Source organism: Bacillus sp. VA15 (assembly GCF_055721145.1).
Window position 1 is genome coordinate 289,748 of the sequence record NZ_JBVQPQ010000004.1, and the last position, 18,052, is coordinate 307,799.

Here is an 18,052-nt window from a genome sequence, read left to right on the forward strand (position 1 = left end):
TATACTTGTATAGTACAATCATATAAAAAGAAAGTAAAGCGATTCCTCAGAACCATCCTAGAAGCAAGTCACCTGAAAGGAGGAAGCTGTTCTCATTGGAGAGCGGCACTTGATGTGAAAGTCATTCGAATTATGTTGCAAGTGTTGATATTATATGTATTTTTTATGATCGGGGAAGCCATTCAGCATCTGTTTCATTTACCGGTGTCAGGTAGCATAGTCGGATTGGTATTGCTGCTGATCTGTTTAGGTCTCCGTATTGTTCCCGTCTCCTTTATTCAAGACGGAGCAGGGTTTTTATTGTCCTTTCTTCCATTGTTGTTCATCCCGGCTATGACAGGTGTAATGAAATATCCGTCGCTCATTTCATTCAAAGGTTTGATGCTGCTGATTACAGTCGTTCTGAGCACCATCGTCACGATCATTGCGGCTGGATTCGCCAGCCAGCTATTAGAGAAAAAAGCAAAAAAACGTGAGGAGAAAGAGAAATGCAGCAAGCAAGTATCGCAATCATTATAATTCTTTTAACAGTTGCCGCTTACTTAGCGATGGTCAAACTCTATAAGCGATTCCCGCTTCCATTTCTTATCCCTGTTCTGACAACGACAATTTTGATTGTCGCGGTTTTGATGATGTTCCATGTATCGTATGAAGGCTATATGATCGGGGGGAAATGGATCAATTCTTTGCTTGGGCCTGCTGTTGTGGCGCTGGCCTATCCGCTTTATAAACAATGGCATATCATTGTAAAACATTGTGTTCCCATCCTAGGCGGCGTCCTGGTCGGATTATGCATGGGAATGATCAGCGGTCTGATCTTCGCAGAAGCATTCGGGATTGATCATGATCTCTTATTATCTATTCTGCCAAAGTCGATCACAACCCCTGTCGCTATTCAGATCGCCGCCGGTCTTGGCGGTGTTCCTTCCATGACGGTCGTATTTGTCATGATTGCCGGCTTCTCAGGCGTCATCCTCGGGCCGCTTGTCTTAAAATGGCTTCGCATACGCAGCTCACTTGGCCAAGGCATCGCATTAGGCAGCGCCTCCCATGCACTGGGCACCTCCAAAGCATTGGAATATGGGGAACTGGCCGTATCCATGAGTTCCGTCTCAATGACGCTTTGTGCGGTGCTTGGCTCTTTCTTTGGGCCGCTTATCGTCTGGCTGTTTCATATTTAACAAAGAAAGACTGCCCGCAGGAGGGCGGTCTTTTCTTATCTGTTTTACGCTGTTCTTGCCGGGCTGGTTTGGGGGATGGCCGAAGAGGAGGAAATAAGCTGAAAAAACAGACTGACAAAGGGCTGTCTTACATAAGATATGTTTATCATTCACAAACTGAGGGTAATTCTTCGTTGCACGATGAACAAAAGGAGGTCTCAATGGAACACTTAGACTTGCATCATATATTCGAATTAGGTTTTTTGTTAGTCATGATTGCAGCCGGGATCACCGCAATTGCCAAGAAGTGCAGGCAGCCTTATCCCATCGCGCTAGTGATTGTCGGAACGATCATTGGACTTGTACATATTCCGCTCTTTGAACCGCTGAAAGATTTTATTACTGAAGGAGAAGTCTTTAACTTCGTCATCATTACGCTGTTCTTGCCGGCTTTATTAGGAGAAGCGGCGCTGAAGCTTCCTTTTTCACACTTGAGAGAAAACAAACGGCCCGTTCTGGCATTGGCCTTCGGCGGTACGCTCATCTCTTTTCTGATCGTCGGCTTTTCTTCCATGTGGCTTATGCATTTGGCCATTCCGGCAGCGTTTGTCTTTGCCGCTCTGATGAGTGCGACAGATCCTGTTAGTGTGCTGTCCATTTTTAAAAGTGTCGGCGCACCGAAAAAGCTTTCGATCGTCGTTGAAGGAGAAAGCCTGTTCAATGACGGACTGGCGGTTGTGCTGTTCAACATTTCCGCTTTTTACTTGATGACCTATTTGGATCTCGGCATCCAAGGCGCCGGTTTAGGCTTGTGGGAGTTTGTCAAAGTCATTTCTCTCGGCCTTATCATCGGAGGCGCTCTTGGATATGTCTTTTCCCAGCTCACCAAGTATTTTGATGATTATCCTTTAGAAATTATTTTTAGTATCATTCTGTTTTACAGTTCATTTCTTTTGGCAGAAATGGCAGGTGCCTCCGGGGTAATCGCCGTCGTTGTCGCCGCGCTTATTTTCGGCAATTATGGCGCCAAAATCGGCATGAGCCCGACGACAAAGCTGAATATCAATAACTTTTGGGATGTCGCCGCCTTGCTCGCGAACTCCCTTGTCTTTTTAATGGTCGGGCTCGAGATCACGAGAATTGACCTGACTGATAAATGGGGATTGGCCATTATGGCGATTGTGATTGTGCTCATCGCCCGAAGTGCCGCCGTCTACATCAGTTTGGCCTTTATCAAAAAATTCCCGGTTACATGGCAGCATACCATCAATTGGGGCGGACTGAAGGGCTCTCTGTCCATTGCACTCGTGCTGAGCCTGCCTCGAGACTTCCCGGGACGTGAAGACATTCTGGTTTTCGCCTTCAGTGTCGTTTTGTTTTCCCTTGTTGTTCAGGGCCTCACCATCAAGCCGCTTCTGGAACGGTTAGGCGTGAATCAAAAAGAAGAAGGTAATCAGGAATACGAGGAATTGCTCGCAAAAGGACATCGCTTAGAAACCGCCATCCAAGAAGTCCAGCAAGTTAAACACAATTTGCTTATACACGAAGCTGTCTCCAGCGAACTGACAGACCAGTATAAAAAAGAGGTCAGCCAGCTGCATCAACAAACAAACAAATTATTCGAAACTTACCCGGAACTCAAAAACAAACAGCAAACCATCTTGAAAAAACACTCGTTATACGCCCAATACCAAGCGATCGAAAACTTATCAAAGGAAGATATCATCTCAAACGAAGTAGCTGAGCAAGAGCAAGCACAGATCATTGATGAAATCGTTCGTTTGGAAAACGATCATTAACACAAAAAAGCAGACTGTCATTAGTCTGCTTTATCTTTTATGATTTTAAAAAATCAACCAGCGGCTGAAAATCCTTTGATAAATCAACGTCATTCGGCTCTGCTTGAAGCAGGCGGTCAATCATGCGCTCCAGTTTCCTCATATCATTTTGATCTGTGTATTCAATGAAGTTTAAGCTTTCGAGCCAATCCCGATACGAATGTTTAGCTTTGCCGTAGCTGTTTCCAAAGACGAGGCAAGGTGTTTTGGTGATAATCGAGAAAATCATCGCGTGAAGGCGGTCGGTAATGACCAATTTACTTGAACCGATGCGGTCAAGCATCTCCATAAAATGCTTTTCGCGATCGGCGTAATCAATCATGTCTACCGTATCCAGCACCGTATCAGTACGCTCCGTATAAGTTGTTTTTTCTGCCCATTTCCTCATGTGTGAAATAAAATCTTCGTCAGTCACTTTCTCCTTATCCGCTCTTAAAATAAAGAGAACGCCGTCCCGTTCGAGGTCTCGCGGCACAATATCCAAGGAAAGCACCATGTCCGGTGTAAAGATTACATTGGAGTTGAAGGTCTTTTTTACAACATCCAGTGTCTGCGTCTCACGCGCAGCAATCGTTAAGTTTGGATTTTGATGGTACGCATCCTGTGTTTTTTTCTTTTCTTTATTTCCGTCCTCTGTATCTTCAAAATAAACGGATTGCGGCAGAGAAATCGATTTGTAGTCTTTAAACGCCGAGAAGACCTTTCTTCTGTCTTCCTCAATATCGAGATAGAGGTTTCCTAAATTCCCTCCGCCTGTAAAGCAGACAATATCGTCTTCACGGATGATCTCCTTCACCAGTTCAATGCCCTCATCCGTCGCATAATCCATAATCTCAATGTATTCATAGTACGGAAAATGGTTTTTTATAAATTTCTCTTCCGCATACGCAATCGCTTGGTCACCAATGTTTGTGTAACTCGGGGAACCAAACAAAAATACTTTTCGTTTATCATTTAACAGAGCTTCTGGTTCTACATTTGGCGCAATGCCTTTTACTAGTTTTTTGCCTTTGATTTCTTGTACAGTCATGTCGTCGTCCTCCTTCTGGGATGAATGCCTCATTGTGTGGTTAACTGTCTCTACCCAAAAAGGAGGATGACTATGCATCGGCATGTGCGCAGGCTATATCAGAAACATCGTTTTCGCCAATTTGATGGATGCCGCAATGTCCCGAGCCGTTCTTTCCATATATTCTGCGGCATGTTCAATCGCGTCTTCAAGAGGCACGGATCCGGGAACGATGCTGAAAAGCGCATCGATTCCGTGTTGATAGACGGCATCACTGTCTCGCGATATTGATCCAGCAATGCCAATGACGGGCACATCATATGATTTAGCCGCTTTGGCCACGCCGATCGGCGTTTTTCCGTAAATCGTTTGGCTGTCAATTCGCCCCTCACCGGTAATCACAAGGTCTGCATCTTGAACTTCATTTTCAAAATCAACCGCCTCAAGGACAATATCAATGCCTCTTTTCAGATCAGCATGAAGAAAAGCCAACAGACTCCACCCGAGACCGCCCGCTGCGCCGGCGCCCTCTGTTTCTCTGCAGGTTGTTCCGAGCACTTTTTCTGCCACATCCGCGAAATGGATCAAGTTCTGATCCAGCACATCCACCATGACTTCTGTCGCGCCTTTTTGCGGCCCGAAAACAGCCGAAGCTCCTCTTGGCCCTGTTAACGGATTGTCCACATCACAAGCGACCTCCAGTTTGACACTCTGCAATCTGGAATCAAGCCCGCTTACATCTATTGAGGCAAGCTGAGCTAATGCGCCGCCCCCCGGCCCGATCTCACGGCCTGAGTCATCAAGAAGCCTTCCGCCCAATGCTTGAATCATCCCGGCTCCTCCGTCGTTCGTGGCACTTCCGCCGATCCCGATGATCAAACGCTCTGCGCCCGCATCAAGAGCCGCTCCGATTAATTCTCCCGTTCCCCTTGTTGTGGTGATGAGCGGATTTCGCTTATCAACGGGCACGAGATGCAGCCCTGAGGCGGCAGCCATTTCAATCACAGCTGTTTTCCCATCTCCCATCATGCCAAAAAACGCTTTCACCGGTTCCCCCATCGGTCCTGTGACAACCTGCTCTTTGAACCATCCGCTTGTGGCATCAACCAGAGACTGAACGGTACCCTCACCGCCGTCCGCCATCGGCAATTTTCTGTAATCAGCACCCGGAAAAACCGATTTGAAACCTCTTTCTATCGCGCCAGCGGCCTCCAGAGCTGATAAACTTTCCTTAAAAGAATCAGGTGCAATGATGATTTTCATCCAAATCGCCTCTTTCAAAACATGATTCACTTAACCTATTTATCTACAATGTACCACACCCTAACTGGGAATACATACCATGAATTATGGTAAAAATTTAATTAAAAATTAGTAATGAAAGTGTTTGCATAAACGAAACATTCACGTTATCATACTTGTATACAAGTATACTCCTTGAGTGAGGAAGGTGAGTGTATGCTAGACTCCAAGGACCTGTTGTATCCTGCAAAGTGGCTCTCAAAAGCGTCAACCGGTGTTCGTGTCGCATACGAGCTGAGAATGCGGATCATTTCAGGCATGATTGAAAGCGGTACCATTGTATCAGAAAATACGATCGCCGCTGAGTTTTCCGTAAGCCGTTCACCAGTTCGCGAAGCGTTAAAAATACTCGCATCCGAAAAAATCATCCGCTTAGAACGAATGGGAGCGGTTGTTATTGGGTTAACTGAAAAGGAAATCGCAGAAATTTATGATGTGCGTTTACTAATAGAAACGTTTGTCTTTGAACGGCTTGTCAAAATCGACACTGAGCCTTTAGTTAAGGATCTTAGCAAAATACTTGAAATGATGAAAGTCTCCATCAAATATGAGGACGCTGATGAATTTTCATTTCAAGATGTGCTGTTCCATGAAACGATTATCCGAGCTATCGATCATTCATACATTCAGATGATCTGGAACAATCTAAAACCCGTAATGGAAAGCTTTATTCTCTTATCAATGCGGGTACGGTTAAAGGAAAAATATGAAGATTTCACAAGGATTTTAGATAACCATGAGCTTTACATTCAGGCCATTAAAGAAAAGGATAGGGCGCTGATGATTCAGTCCCTTCACCAAAACTTTGATGATGTGCAAGAAAAGGTAGAAGACCTGTGGCTCTCACAACAAATGCTGGCAAAAGGAGCTGAATACAACAATGACTAGGTATATGTTAGGAATCGATATCGGCACGACAAGCACAAAAGCTGTGTTGTTCAGTGAAAACGGAGACGTGGTACAGAAAGAAAGCATCGGCTACCCGCTCTATACACCGGACATCTCAACAGCTGAACAAAACCCGGAAGAGATTTTTCAGGCAGTCATCCAAACAACAGCGAGAATTACAAAACAGCATCCGGAAAAACAGATCTCATTCATTTCGTTCAGCAGCGCCATGCACAGCGTCATCGCAATCGATGAAAAGGACCAGCCGCTGACGCCATGTATCACATGGGCCGACAACCGGAGCGAGGGCTGGGCGCATAAGATCAAAGATGAATTGAACGGGCATGAGGTGTACAAACGGACAGGAACACCGATCCATCCAATGGCACCTTTAAGCAAAATTGCCTGGATCACGAATGAACAAAAAGAAATCGCTTCCAAAGCAAAAAAATATATCGGCATCAAAGAGTACATTTTTAAACAGCTGTTCAATGAGTATGTCATCGATTACTCATTGGCATCAGCGACAGGCATGATGAACCTGAAAAGCTTGAATTGGGACGAAGAGGCACTGCGTATCGCAGGCATCACGCAGGATCACTTATCCAAACTCGTGCCGACAACCGAGATCTTTCAGCACTGCAGCCCGGAATTAGCGATACAGATGGGAATCGATCCGGAAACACCCTTTGTCATCGGCGCCAGCGATGGCGTACTGTCTAATCTCGGCGTCAACGCCATTAAAAAGGGCGAAATCGCCGTCACCATCGGGACAAGCGGTGCCATCCGCACGATTATTGACCAGCCGCAAACTGATGAAAAGGGACGGATTTTCTGCTACGCCTTAACGGACAAGCATTGGGTTATCGGCGGACCGGTAAACAATGGGGGTATCATCCTTCGCTGGATCAGAGACGAGTTTGCCTCATCCGAAATCGAGACAGCGACACGGTTGGGCATTGATCCATATGATGTGCTGACGAAGATCGCCGAACGTGTCAGACCTGGTTCTGACGGCCTGCTGTTCCACCCGTACCTCGCCGGCGAACGTGCTCCGTTGTGGAATCCGGATGTACGCGGCTCATTTTTCGGCCTGACTATGTCGCATAAGAAAGAGCATATGATACGGGCGGCATTAGAGGGCGTCATTTACAACCTGTACACGGTGTTCCTTGCGTTAACAGAATGCATGGACGGCCCGGTAACCCGCATTCAGGCGACAGGGGGATTTGCAAGGTCGGAGGTTTGGCGCCAAATGATGTCAGATATCTTCGAATCAGAGGTTGTCGTTCCGGAAAGCTACGAAAGCTCATGTCTCGGCGCCTGCATTTTAGGCCTATATGCAACAGGGAAAATTGATTCATTCGATGTCGTGTCCGACATGGTCGGCAGTACGCACAGACATACGCCGATCGAAGACTCAGCCAAAGAATACAGAAAATTAATGCCGATTTTCATTAACCTATCAAGATCATTAGAAAATCAATATACACAAATTGCAAATTATCAGAGGGACTTAATCACACACAACTAGTACATGACATGAAGGGGAGGGCATTACCATGCCGTTAATCATCGTTGCACTTGGGATCCTAGCTTTACTACTTTTGATTATGGGCTTAAAGTTAAACACATTTATTTCCTTACTGGTCGTATCGTTCGGCGTGGCATTGGCACTCGGGATGCCGTTCGATAAAGTTGTCAGCTCCATTGAAGCAGGAATTGGGGGAACTCTTGGCCACATCGCACTCATCTTCGGACTCGGTGCGATGCTGGGCAAGCTGATCGCAGATTCAGGAGGCGCACAGCGCATTGCAATGACACTCGTCAACAAATTCGGCGAAAAAAACATTCAATGGGCCGTTGTCATTGCTTCATTCATTATCGGTATTGCGTTATTTTTTGAAGTAGGATTGGTTCTATTAATTCCGATTGTATTTGCGATTTCAAGAGAATTGAAGATTTCTATTTTATATCTCGGAATTCCGATGGTCGCAGCACTATCGGTCACACACGGTTTCCTGCCGCCGCACCCCGGACCTACAGCGATTGCCGGTGAGTACGGCGCAAACATTGGGGAAGTGCTGCTGTACGGCTTTATCGTTGCTGTTCCGACAGTGCTCATCGCAGGGCCTTTGTTTACAAAGCTCGCGAAAAAAATCGTTCCTGCCTCATTTGAGAAAAACGGCAATATTGCATCACTTGGTACGCAAAAAACGTTCAAACTTGAGGAAACACCTGGCTTTGGAGTCAGCGTCTTTACGGCAATGCTTCCAATTATCATCATGTCGGTCGCGACCATTATCGATCTGCTTCAAGAAACAATCGGATTTGCGGATAACGGAGTTTTAGCTTTTATCCGATTGATTGGAAACGCATCGACTGCTATGATTATTTCGTTATTGGTTGCAGTCTATACAATGGGCATCAAACGCAACATTCCAGTCAAAACCGTGATGGACTCTTGTTCAACAGCCATTTCACAAATCGGCATGATGCTTCTGATCATCGGAGGAGGCGGCGCCTTCAAACAAGTGCTGATCAACGGCGGTGTCGGCGATTACGTGGCAGACTTATTCAAAGGTACTGCATTATCGCCAATCGTCTTAGCATGGCTCATCGCGGCGATCCTGCGCATTTCTCTAGGGTCAGCCACCGTTGCCGCGCTAAGCACAACAGGGCTCGTCATTCCGTTATTGGGACATTCTGATGTTAACCTGGCATTAGTCGTGCTAGCAACAGGCGCAGGAAGTGTCATCGCTTCACACGTCAATGATGCCGGCTTCTGGATGTTCAAGGAATACTTCGGATTAAGCATGAAAGAAACATTTGCCACATGGACGTTACTGGAAACGATTATTTCCGTTGCTGGACTGGGATTCATATTATTGTTAAGTTTAGTTGTATGAAATTGATGAAGGAGCTGTAACACATGTTCAATACGATTGGTGTCATAGGCTTAGGCGTAATGGGAAGCAATATCGCCTTAAACATGGCAAACAAAGGTGAAAACGTCGCCGTCTATAATTACACCAGAGATCTAACGGACCAGCTTGTCCAAAAGCTGGATGGACAATCTCTCAACCCATATTACGAGCTTGAAGATTTTGTTCAATCGTTAGAGAAACCAAGAAAAATCTTTTTGATGGTCACAGCGGGAAAACCCGTAGATTCCGTCATCCAATCATTAATGCCTTTACTTGAAGAAGGCGACGTCATCATGGACGGGGGCAACTCCCACTATGAGGACACAGAAAGAAGATATGACGAGCTGAAGGAAAAAGGCATCGGCTACCTGGGAGTCGGCATTTCCGGCGGCGAAGTCGGCGCATTAACAGGGCCTTCCATCATGCCGGGCGGAGATCGCGAAGTCTATGAGAAAGTCGCTCCTATCCTGACGAAAATCGCAGCTCAAGTTGGAGATGATCCGTGCTGTGTCTACATCGGTCCAAAAGGGGCAGGGCACTTTACAAAAATGGTGCACAACGGCATTGAGTATGCCGACATGCAGCTAATTGCAGAAGCCTATACGTTTCTGAGAGAAACGCTGCGTCTGCCGCTTGATGAAATTGCATCTATTTTTGAAACATGGAATCAAGGTGAGCTGAAAAGCTATTTAATAGAGATTACAGCTGAGATTTTACGCAAAAAGGACGAAAAAACAGGACAGCCTCTGATTGATGTCATCCTTGATAAAACCGGCCAAAAAGGCACCGGAAAATGGACGAGCATGCAGGCGATTGATAATGGCATCCCGTCCACAATCATCACAGAGTCCTTGTTCGCCCGCTACTTGTCATCCTTAAAAGAAGAACGGGTGGCAGCTCAAGACATGTTAGCAGGCCCGGAAGCCGAAGAAAAACATTTAGATAAAGACACTTGGATTGAATACGTCAGACAGGCTCTTTATATGGGGAAAGTATGCGCCTACGCACAGGGCTTTGCCCAATACAAAATGTCATCTGAGCTTTACGGATGGAACCTGCCGCTCAAAGACATCGCCTTGATTTTCCGAGGCGGCTGCATCATTCGCGCAGATTTCCTAAATGTGATCAGCGAAGCATTCAGCGAGCAGCCAAATCTGGCAAACCTGCTGATCGCGCCTTATTTCACAGATAAGCTCCAAGCCTATCAAACAGGCCTGCGAAAAGTCGTTTGCGAGGGCATCAGCACAGGAATCTCATTCCCATGCTTAACCACCGCGCTCTCTTATTACGACGGCTACCGCACAGGACGTTCCAATTCGAACCTCTTGCAGGCGCAGCGCGATTACTTCGGCGCCCATACGTACGAACGGACAGATATGGACGGCGTTTTCCATACGAATTGGTCTGAATAACAGTCATAAAAAAACACGGTCAGTTTCAACTGAACCGTGTTTTTTTTCATCTATGATTTCTTCTATCTCAAATAACAGGAGACATAAGCTATGTTTTAAATATCATAAACAGTGATACAATAATAGCTAGAAACAATCCCCAAGATCATCATGTGATAGCATGCTTGCTGTTCCGTTCTATTCTGCTATTTGTTTATTGAGAAAAATGATCAAACGATTTGCCCCTTGCTCATTGTGTCATAAAATGTTCAAATGCTTAAACGGACTGACATTCTGATTCACAAAAGTCCCGGAAAACCTTGTCTAATTGAGAATCAACCCTTATTAATATTCTCATTTGCTATAAAAGGGATGCCTAAATCTTTCCTTTCACACCTTAAATAAAACGAAAAAAAGAATGATATTCATGGGGTTATGGCTTGACAAAAAATATATATTAATTAATAATTCATATATAATTAGAATTATTATTGAAAGCACTTATGCTTTCTAATACATTTTTAGGAGGAATAAACATTATGTCTTTAATCGGTAAAGAAGTACTTCCATTCGAAGCAAAAGCATTCAAAAACGGTGAATTCATCGATGTAACAAACGAATCTCTGAAAGGCCAATGGAGCGTATTCTGCTTCTACCCAGCAGATTTCTCTTTTGTATGCCCAACTGAGCTAGAAGATCTTCAAAACCAATACGCTGCACTTAAAGAATTAGGTGTTGAAGTATACTCTATCTCAACAGATACTCACTTCGTACACAAAGGCTGGCATGACAGCTCTGAAAAAATCGGCAAAATCACTTACGCTATGATCGGTGACCCATCTCAAACGATCTCTCGCAACTTCGATGTTCTTGACGAAGAAACTGGTCTTGCTGACCGCGGTACATTCATCATCGATCCAGATGGCGTCATCCAAACTGTAGAAATCAATGCAGGCGGTATCGGCCGTGACGCAAGCAACCTTATCAGCAAAGTAAAAGCAGCACAATACGTTCGTCAAAACCCAGGTGAAGTTTGCCCGGCTAAATGGGAAGAAGGCGGCGAAACTCTTACACCTAGCCTTGATCTAGTAGGTAAAATCTAAGGAGTGCATACCATTGGTACTTGATGCAAATATCAAAGCACAATTAAATCAATACATGCAGCTAATTGAGAATGATATTGTTCTCAAAGTTAGCGCAGGCGAAGATGACACTTCTAAGGACATGCTGGCTCTCGTTGATGAGCTGGCTTCCATGTCATCAAAAATTTCAGTTGAAAAAACTGAATTAAACAGAACGCCAAGCTTCAGTGTCAATCGTGTCGGAGAAGACACTGGCGTTACATTCGCCGGTATCCCTCTGGGCCACGAATTCACATCATTAGTCTTGGCATTGCTCCAAGTGAGCGGCAGACCGCCTAAGGTAGACCAAAAAGTCATTGATCAGGTGAAAAAGATCAGCGGTGAATACCACTTTGAATCTTATATCAGCCTGACATGCCACAACTGTCCTGACGTTGTACAAGCTTTAAACATGATGAGCGTGCTGAACCCGAACATTACGCACACGATGATCGACGGTGCAGCATACAAATCAGAAGTTGAAAGCAAAAATATCATGGCAGTGCCGACCGTTTACCTGAATGGCGAATCCTTCGGAAGCGGCCGTATGACGCTTGAAGAAATTCTTGCGAAATTGGGCAGCGGCGCAGATGCATCTGAGTTTGCTGACAAAGACCCGTTTGACGTTCTTGTTGTCGGAGGCGGACCTGCTGGCGCAAGTGCAGCCATCTACACTGCGCGTAAAGGCATCCGCACTGGTGTTGTCGCTGAGCGCTTCGGCGGACAGGTTCTCGACACAATGAGCATCGAAAACTTCATCAGCGTCAAAGCGACGGAAGGTCCGAAGCTTGCTGCAAGTCTTGAAGAGCACGTGAAGGAATATGATATTGACGTCATGAACCTTCAGCGCGCAAAACGCCTTGAGAAGAAAGATCTGTTTGAACTTGAACTTGAAAACGGCGCTGTCCTGAAAAGTAAAACAGTGATCCTGTCAACAGGTGCCCGCTGGCGCAATGTCAACGTACCTGGTGAACAAGAGTTCAAAAACAAAGGTGTCGCATACTGCCCGCACTGTGATGGGCCATTGTTTGAAGGCAAAGACGTAGCGGTTATCGGCGGCGGAAACTCTGGAATCGAAGCAGCGATTGACCTTGCAGGTATTGTCAATCACGTTACTGTGCTAGAGTTCGCGCCAGAACTGAAAGCAGACGAAGTCCTGCAAAAACGTCTCTACAGCCTGCCAAACGTCACTGTCGTGAAAAATGCACAAACAAAAGAAATCACAGGCGATCAGAGCGTTAACGGCATCACATACGTAGACCGCGAAACAGGCGAAGAAAAACACGTTGAACTCCAAGGTGTATTCGTCCAAATCGGTCTCGTGCCAAACACAGAATGGTTAGACGGAACGGTTGAACGGAACCGCATCGGCGAAATCATCGTCGACAAACACGGTGCAACAAGCGTTCCAGGCTTATTTGCTGCCGGCGACTGCACAGACAGCGCGTACAACCAAATCATTATTTCGATGGGATCAGGTGCAACTGCCGCTCTCGGCGCGTTTGATTACCTTATCCGTAACTAATACAAGAAAGCCGCAATATTGCCAGATTGGCAGCATTGCGGCTTTTATATTTTGTAAAACAGAATACTTTACATAAACTGGTCTGAATCACCAAGGACATATTAAGAAGGCAGTATTTCTTCTAAACAATCTTCACTGATTTTATAAGATTTTGGTCTTCTGCTCGTAAGCTCCACAAATCCTTGCTCTTCTAAATAATCCATAACTTTATTAACAATATGTCTTGATTTACCTGATATTTTCATTAACTCTTGCACCGAAAGCATGACATGATCATTTACAAATACATTAATAGTGATGATGATATAGAAGAGTTCTCGTTCATCCTTATAATCAACCCATTGATCACTTTTCATATAGTTTTTAATTCGATTAAGTTTCATTAAATTGAATTCAAGGTCTTCAATTATCCCTTTTTGCCCTGACAGAAGCAATTCCAGCATATTGATTAAATAAAAAGTCATCTCTCCTCTATTTAAAGGGGAGGGAATTTCCTCTAAAGCTTTGTAGTACTTTTCTTTATTCTTATTCACTGCGTAAGAAAACGTAATAGCTGAATACTTTTCCAAATAACTGGATAAATAACTCCCGACGATTAGTCGTCCTGTTCTACCGTTACCATCATAGAAAGGATGAATATATTCATAATAATAATGTGCAACCATATAACGATAAAGCTGTGGATGTGATTCATCATCCAAATAATCAATTAATGCATCCAATGCTTCTGTAATTTTCTGTTCGGAACTAATGCCAATATGAGTAGTTCTATTTCCGTCATTTACCTCAACATATCCTCTCCTAAAAAGCTCTCCATCCGGAGCATCCTCTGCCACGATCTCATCAGCTACCAATTCATCATATAATTTTCTGAAGTCACGAACACTCTTAAAAGAATCAATCTGATCTATAAATTGATATGTCTTCATTAGCCCTACAAATCGCTTATGTTGTGGTTCAGATTGTTCTAGCGCATTAAGAGCTTCTTTCAATTCTTTTTTTGTACTTCGAATCCCCTCAATTTCATTATTGCTCTGTGCTTCATTAATAATTAATTTATTAAAATAAGGTTTAACAACAAATTTAGGAAGTTGACTAATTAGTGAAGAGATTTTAGAACTATTTAATAACACTTCATTATTCAACTTCATGAGTTCATGGGTATTTACATAAAATAATTCGAATGAATCATTAGTAAGATGACCTTTACGGAATCCGCGTACTGTTAATGATGTAGAATAGCTGCCATAGCTGCTTTTTCTTTTTATGAATTCCTTATCATATGAGTCAGCATCAATTTTATAAAAAAGTTTTGATAATTTCTCATAATTCATACTATCCATCACCTCTCTAATTTAAAATTCATCCCTTTTTTAAATTATATACTCATTATAGACTCTTTTCTAATAAATATTCTTTATTCCTCAAAATAAATCTCTCTGTTTGCTGTTAGTCTGAGAAAAGAACTAAATTATAATCAAAGTATTGAGTCCTAAACAGATACTTTGAACAAAAATGGAATACATTCCTTCAAAGATTTGAAGAAAAGGGGCTGCCGTTAAAAACAAGGCAGACCCCTCAAATGAAATGAACCAACTTGACTGATGGTTGCACAAACAATACGAATCTTTGGGATCAGGTGCAACTGCCGCTCTCGGCGCGTTTGATTACCTTATCCGCAACTAATATAAGAAAGCCGCAATATTGCCAGATTGGCAGCTTGCGGCTTTCTTTTTTATTCCAAAAATATTGCATGTTTTATACAATTGTAATATAGTTGTAATGTTAGTGAATGGTCACTTCACACTCAGCATATTTGCTGTTTTTAAAGCGATACGCACTGATTTCCTATTTAAAGTGCCCTGATACTTTTTGACCTTTTTTTTCAGATCTTTAATGGTTTTTTCCTTTTTGGCATTTTCTAATGCCATAAGCGCTTCCCAGCGTTTCGCTGTTTCTGTGGAACTGCAGCCGCTAACTGTAGTCACAGGCGGAAGAAACTTCGTGTTAGATAGTTTTTCGTCAAAAGGAACGGTATCAGGAATCGCTTTCTCTTGATAAATATGATCCAATTGATTTTGATTCAGGAAGCTGATGAAATGGTCAAAGTTTTGCGCTTGCCGTTTCTCAGGCTGATGAAAATCAAGTGTTTCAATTAATTCTGACAGTTTTGTCTGATCTGTTATCTCATTTGCCATGACATGCGTTAACTGATGGTACTCAGCTAATTCCCGCATTCTTGCATCTTTCGGAAGCAAAAGGCTCGGTGTTCCGGCAATCGTTGCTGCGATATTCCCATGCAGCCTTGCGCCAAAGCTTAAATCAGCTTGTCTCAGGAAATCCAGCCATGTCGGCACATTTAAAAAGAAACGGACTCTATCATTCTGATAAGCTGGGTCTTCCATGCTGACCGGATAATTATCAGCAGGCTTCGCTATCGCAGGAGCACCTGCATACGTCAGAATCATCTCTTTTCGCCATTGCGGGATAAAGTAATGATTCGGGAACTCTTTCATGCTTCTCGTAATGAAGTCCAGTACATGCTTAGGAGACAGCCTTGATGAGTTAACCGTCACCATTGAACCTGGTGTAATATGGGTTTCTCTTATCTTCAGTTCTCTTCCAAACGCATACATAGAAGGACAGCCAATTACCGTATGGTCAATACCTTCACGGAATCCTAATCTGGAAAGGTATTTCGCTGTGATTTCACCGCGGACACCGATCATATTTGATCTCTCCAGCACGGCACTCACAAACGCCTTCACATCTTGATCAAAAGGAAAACCCTCATTTAATTTTGGTTCAAACGGAGCACGCAAACCAACCCCAATCACAACAACCGGAATGGTTAGTTTCTTAATTAATTGGGTATATTTCCGTAAAGAAGGTACAAAATCCTCGCGGAATGCATCTGCCAGCGGAATAATATACATATCATATGTTTTATTAATTTGTTCAGCATCTGCCGGATTAATCCGATAATAATCTGGTGTAATCGTCGTTTCTTCTGTCATCAGCGTACGAAACACACTGTAGGCATATACTAAGTTTCCTACGTTGCCGCCAATGGAGTTGCGAACAATCATTTCAGCTGCATTGAATGTATCAAATGGTGATATGCCAGCTCTTATTAAAATGTTTTTCAATGTGATGTTGCCCCTTCCTCGCCAAATTTTTGTCAGGAGATTTGCTTAGGGAACTCTATCATAATCTTAAAATCTTCAGCCGGACACCCGCTTTCATCCCTTTTTACTCACAAACTCCCTCCTTTTTTCCGTTCTAATATTAAATTATACAAAAAAGCATCTTACAGGTGAAATCATAACATAGCAATCAGCACTGGTAATCTATTCCCATCATTGGATGTCAGTTCATATCACACCAAAAAACCCGAATCAGGCACTTCAGTAAAAGTACTCGATTCGGGCCAGCAGCTTATAATTCCTCGCCGTTCGTTTGAATGACGTTTTTGTACCACTCAAATGAATCTTTCTTATATCGCTTCATGGATCCGTTTCCTTCATTATCACGATCAACATAGATCATGCCGTAGCGTTTTTTCATTTCCCCTGTTGTGAAGGAGACGATATCAATAATTCCCCACGGCGTGTAGCCAATTAAATCTACACCGTCGTAAGTAACCGCTTTTTCCAATGCTTCAATATGTGATTTCAAATATTGAATTCGTTCCGGATCATGAATCTTGCCGTCTTCCTCCAGCGTATCCACCGCGCCAAAGCCGTTTTCAACGATGAATAACGGGATTTGGTACCGGTCATAAAAACGGTTTAACGTATATCTCAGCCCAGTTGGATCAATTGCCCAGCCCCAGTCACTCGATGTGATGTACGGATTTTCGACACCATTCGGCAAGCCGCCGTTGACGATATCGCCCGTATTATCATTTTCCACATCGCTTTTCACAGTTGTGGACATATAATAGCTGAAGCCTAAGTAATCAACGGTTCCGTTTCTTAAAATCTCATCATCGCCGTCTTCAAATGTGATATGATAGCCTTCCCGTTCAAATTCCTTCAACGCGTAGCTTGGATAATAACCGCGAACCTGCACATCCGGGAAGAAATAGCGCTGTCTCATTTCTTCTTCAGCCAGCATCACATCTTCAGGATTGGAGGAGAAAGGATAAATCGGCACGTGTGACACCATGGCCCCAATCTGGAAGTCTGGATTGATGTCTTTTCCTTTTGCCACTGCTAAAGCGCTCGCCACTAATTCGTGGTGCGCCGTTTGGTACATGACTTCCTTGGCGTTTTCGTTTTCTCCAACCACCACACCTGAATTCGTCCATAGGAACAGCGGATTGTTCACGTCCATTTGGTTGTTGATCTCGTTAAATGTCATCCAGTACTTCACTTTATCTTTGTAACGGTTGAAGCAAGCCTCTGCGAAGTTGACGAAGAAGTCCACGACTTTCCGGTTTCTGAAGCCGCCATATTCTCTTGCCAAATGCAGCGGCATTTCAAAATGAGACAGGGTAATGACCGGCTCGATCCCGTGCTTCAGCAATTCATCAAACACATCATCATAGAACTGCAAACCCGCTTCGTTCGGTTCAGCCTCATCGCCTTTCGGAAAAATCCGGCTCCAGCCGATGGACGTCCGCAAGCATTTTAATCCCATTTCTGCAAACAAAGCGATATCTTCCTTGTATCTGTGATAGAAATCAATGGCTTCATGATTCGGATAAAATTCGTTTTCTTCAATAGTGTCAGTGATTTTTCTCGGCACACCGTGCGCACCCGCTGTCATGACATCGACGACACTCGGCCCTTTACCGCCCTGATTCCATCCGCCTTCAAATTGGTGGGCAGCTAAAGCACCGCCCCATAAAAAATCCTTCGTCATGTTTCCCATGTTTCATTCCTCC

Annotated in this window: 14 protein-coding genes; 9 read left to right on the forward strand and 5 right to left on the reverse strand. The window is 44.0% G+C overall.

What is annotated here, in order from left to right:
* The first annotated feature begins 114 nt into the window (after positions 1-114).
* The 3 genes from AC0DBE_RS13205 to AC0DBE_RS13215 all read left to right on the forward strand — a co-directional run bounded on the left by AC0DBE_RS13205 (position 115) and on the right by AC0DBE_RS13215 (position 2,959).
* On the forward strand, positions 115-519 hold the full coding sequence (locus tag AC0DBE_RS13205) for a CidA/LrgA family holin-like protein (RefSeq protein WP_461845861.1): 405 nt from the start codon (positions 115-117) through the stop codon (positions 517-519).
* Complete coding sequence (locus AC0DBE_RS13210; RefSeq protein WP_014115797.1) at positions 489-1,181, forward strand: LrgB family protein; 693 nt, start codon at positions 489-491, stop codon at positions 1,179-1,181. The genes AC0DBE_RS13205 and AC0DBE_RS13210 overlap by 31 nt, the downstream gene beginning before the upstream one ends.
* 200 nt (positions 1,182-1,381) lie before the next feature.
* Positions 1,382-2,959, forward strand: a complete 1,578-nt coding sequence (locus tag AC0DBE_RS13215; protein WP_014115798.1) for a Na+/H+ antiporter — start codon at positions 1,382-1,384, stop codon at positions 2,957-2,959.
* Positions 2,960-2,996: 37 nt separating this feature from the next.
* Here the strand turns inward: AC0DBE_RS13215 and AC0DBE_RS13220 are convergent, their stop codons facing one another.
* Positions 2,997-4,028 (reverse strand): polysaccharide pyruvyl transferase family protein, encoded by a 1,032-nt coding sequence (locus AC0DBE_RS13220; protein ID WP_461845860.1) that lies wholly within the window; start codon positions 4,026-4,028, stop codon positions 2,997-2,999.
* A gap of 93 nt (positions 4,029-4,121) precedes the next feature.
* Positions 4,122-5,270 carry a glycerate kinase gene (locus AC0DBE_RS13225; protein WP_472962452.1) on the reverse strand — a complete coding sequence of 383 codons (1,149 nt, stop codon included), beginning with the start codon at positions 5,268-5,270 and terminating at the stop codon, positions 4,122-4,124.
* Between the two features lie 195 nt (positions 5,271-5,465).
* On the opposite strand from AC0DBE_RS13225, the gene gntR reads away from it, so the two are divergent.
* The 6 genes from gntR to ahpF all read left to right on the forward strand — a co-directional run bounded on the left by gntR (position 5,466) and on the right by ahpF (position 13,161).
* Positions 5,466-6,197, forward strand: coding sequence for a gluconate operon transcriptional repressor GntR (gene gntR, locus AC0DBE_RS13230; RefSeq protein ID WP_014115801.1), 732 nt, complete (start codon positions 5,466-5,468; stop codon positions 6,195-6,197).
* Positions 6,190-7,731 (forward strand): gluconokinase, encoded by a 1,542-nt coding sequence (gntK, locus tag AC0DBE_RS13235; RefSeq protein WP_072182358.1) that lies wholly within the window; start codon positions 6,190-6,192, stop codon positions 7,729-7,731. Before gntR ends, gntK begins: the two co-directional genes overlap by 8 nt.
* 28 nt (positions 7,732-7,759) lie before the next feature.
* Positions 7,760-9,106 (forward strand): gluconate permease GntP, encoded by a 1,347-nt coding sequence (gntP, locus tag AC0DBE_RS13240; RefSeq protein ID WP_014115803.1) that lies wholly within the window; start codon positions 7,760-7,762, stop codon positions 9,104-9,106.
* A 23-nt stretch (positions 9,107-9,129) separates the two neighbouring features.
* A complete protein-coding gene (gene gnd / locus AC0DBE_RS13245; protein WP_014115804.1) occupies positions 9,130-10,536 on the forward strand; it encodes a decarboxylating NADP(+)-dependent phosphogluconate dehydrogenase in 1,407 nt (468 codons plus the stop codon).
* 518 nt (positions 10,537-11,054) lie between these two features.
* Positions 11,055-11,618: an alkyl hydroperoxide reductase subunit C gene (gene ahpC / locus AC0DBE_RS13250; protein WP_003236447.1), complete on the forward strand. Its 564-nt coding sequence runs from the start codon at positions 11,055-11,057 to the stop codon at positions 11,616-11,618.
* A 13-nt stretch (positions 11,619-11,631) separates the two neighbouring features.
* A complete protein-coding gene (ahpF, locus tag AC0DBE_RS13255; protein ID WP_072183403.1) occupies positions 11,632-13,161 on the forward strand; it encodes an alkyl hydroperoxide reductase subunit F in 1,530 nt (509 codons plus the stop codon).
* A 101-nt stretch (positions 13,162-13,262) separates the two neighbouring features.
* Here the strand turns inward: ahpF and AC0DBE_RS13260 are convergent, their stop codons facing one another.
* From AC0DBE_RS13260 to bglA, 3 genes are all read right to left on the reverse strand, one after another.
* Entirely contained in the window at positions 13,263-14,495 is a 1,233-nt protein-coding gene (locus AC0DBE_RS13260) for a Fic family protein (protein ID WP_072565566.1), read from the reverse strand.
* A gap of 462 nt (positions 14,496-14,957) precedes the next feature.
* A complete protein-coding gene (locus AC0DBE_RS13265) occupies positions 14,958-16,310 on the reverse strand; it encodes a polysaccharide pyruvyl transferase family protein (RefSeq protein ID WP_014115810.1) in 1,353 nt (450 codons plus the stop codon).
* Positions 16,311-16,599: 289 nt separating this feature from the next.
* Positions 16,600-18,039, reverse strand: coding sequence for a 6-phospho-beta-glucosidase BglA (bglA, locus tag AC0DBE_RS13270; protein ID WP_072565568.1), 1,440 nt, complete (start codon positions 18,037-18,039; stop codon positions 16,600-16,602).
* Positions 18,040-18,052 lie beyond the last annotated feature (13 nt).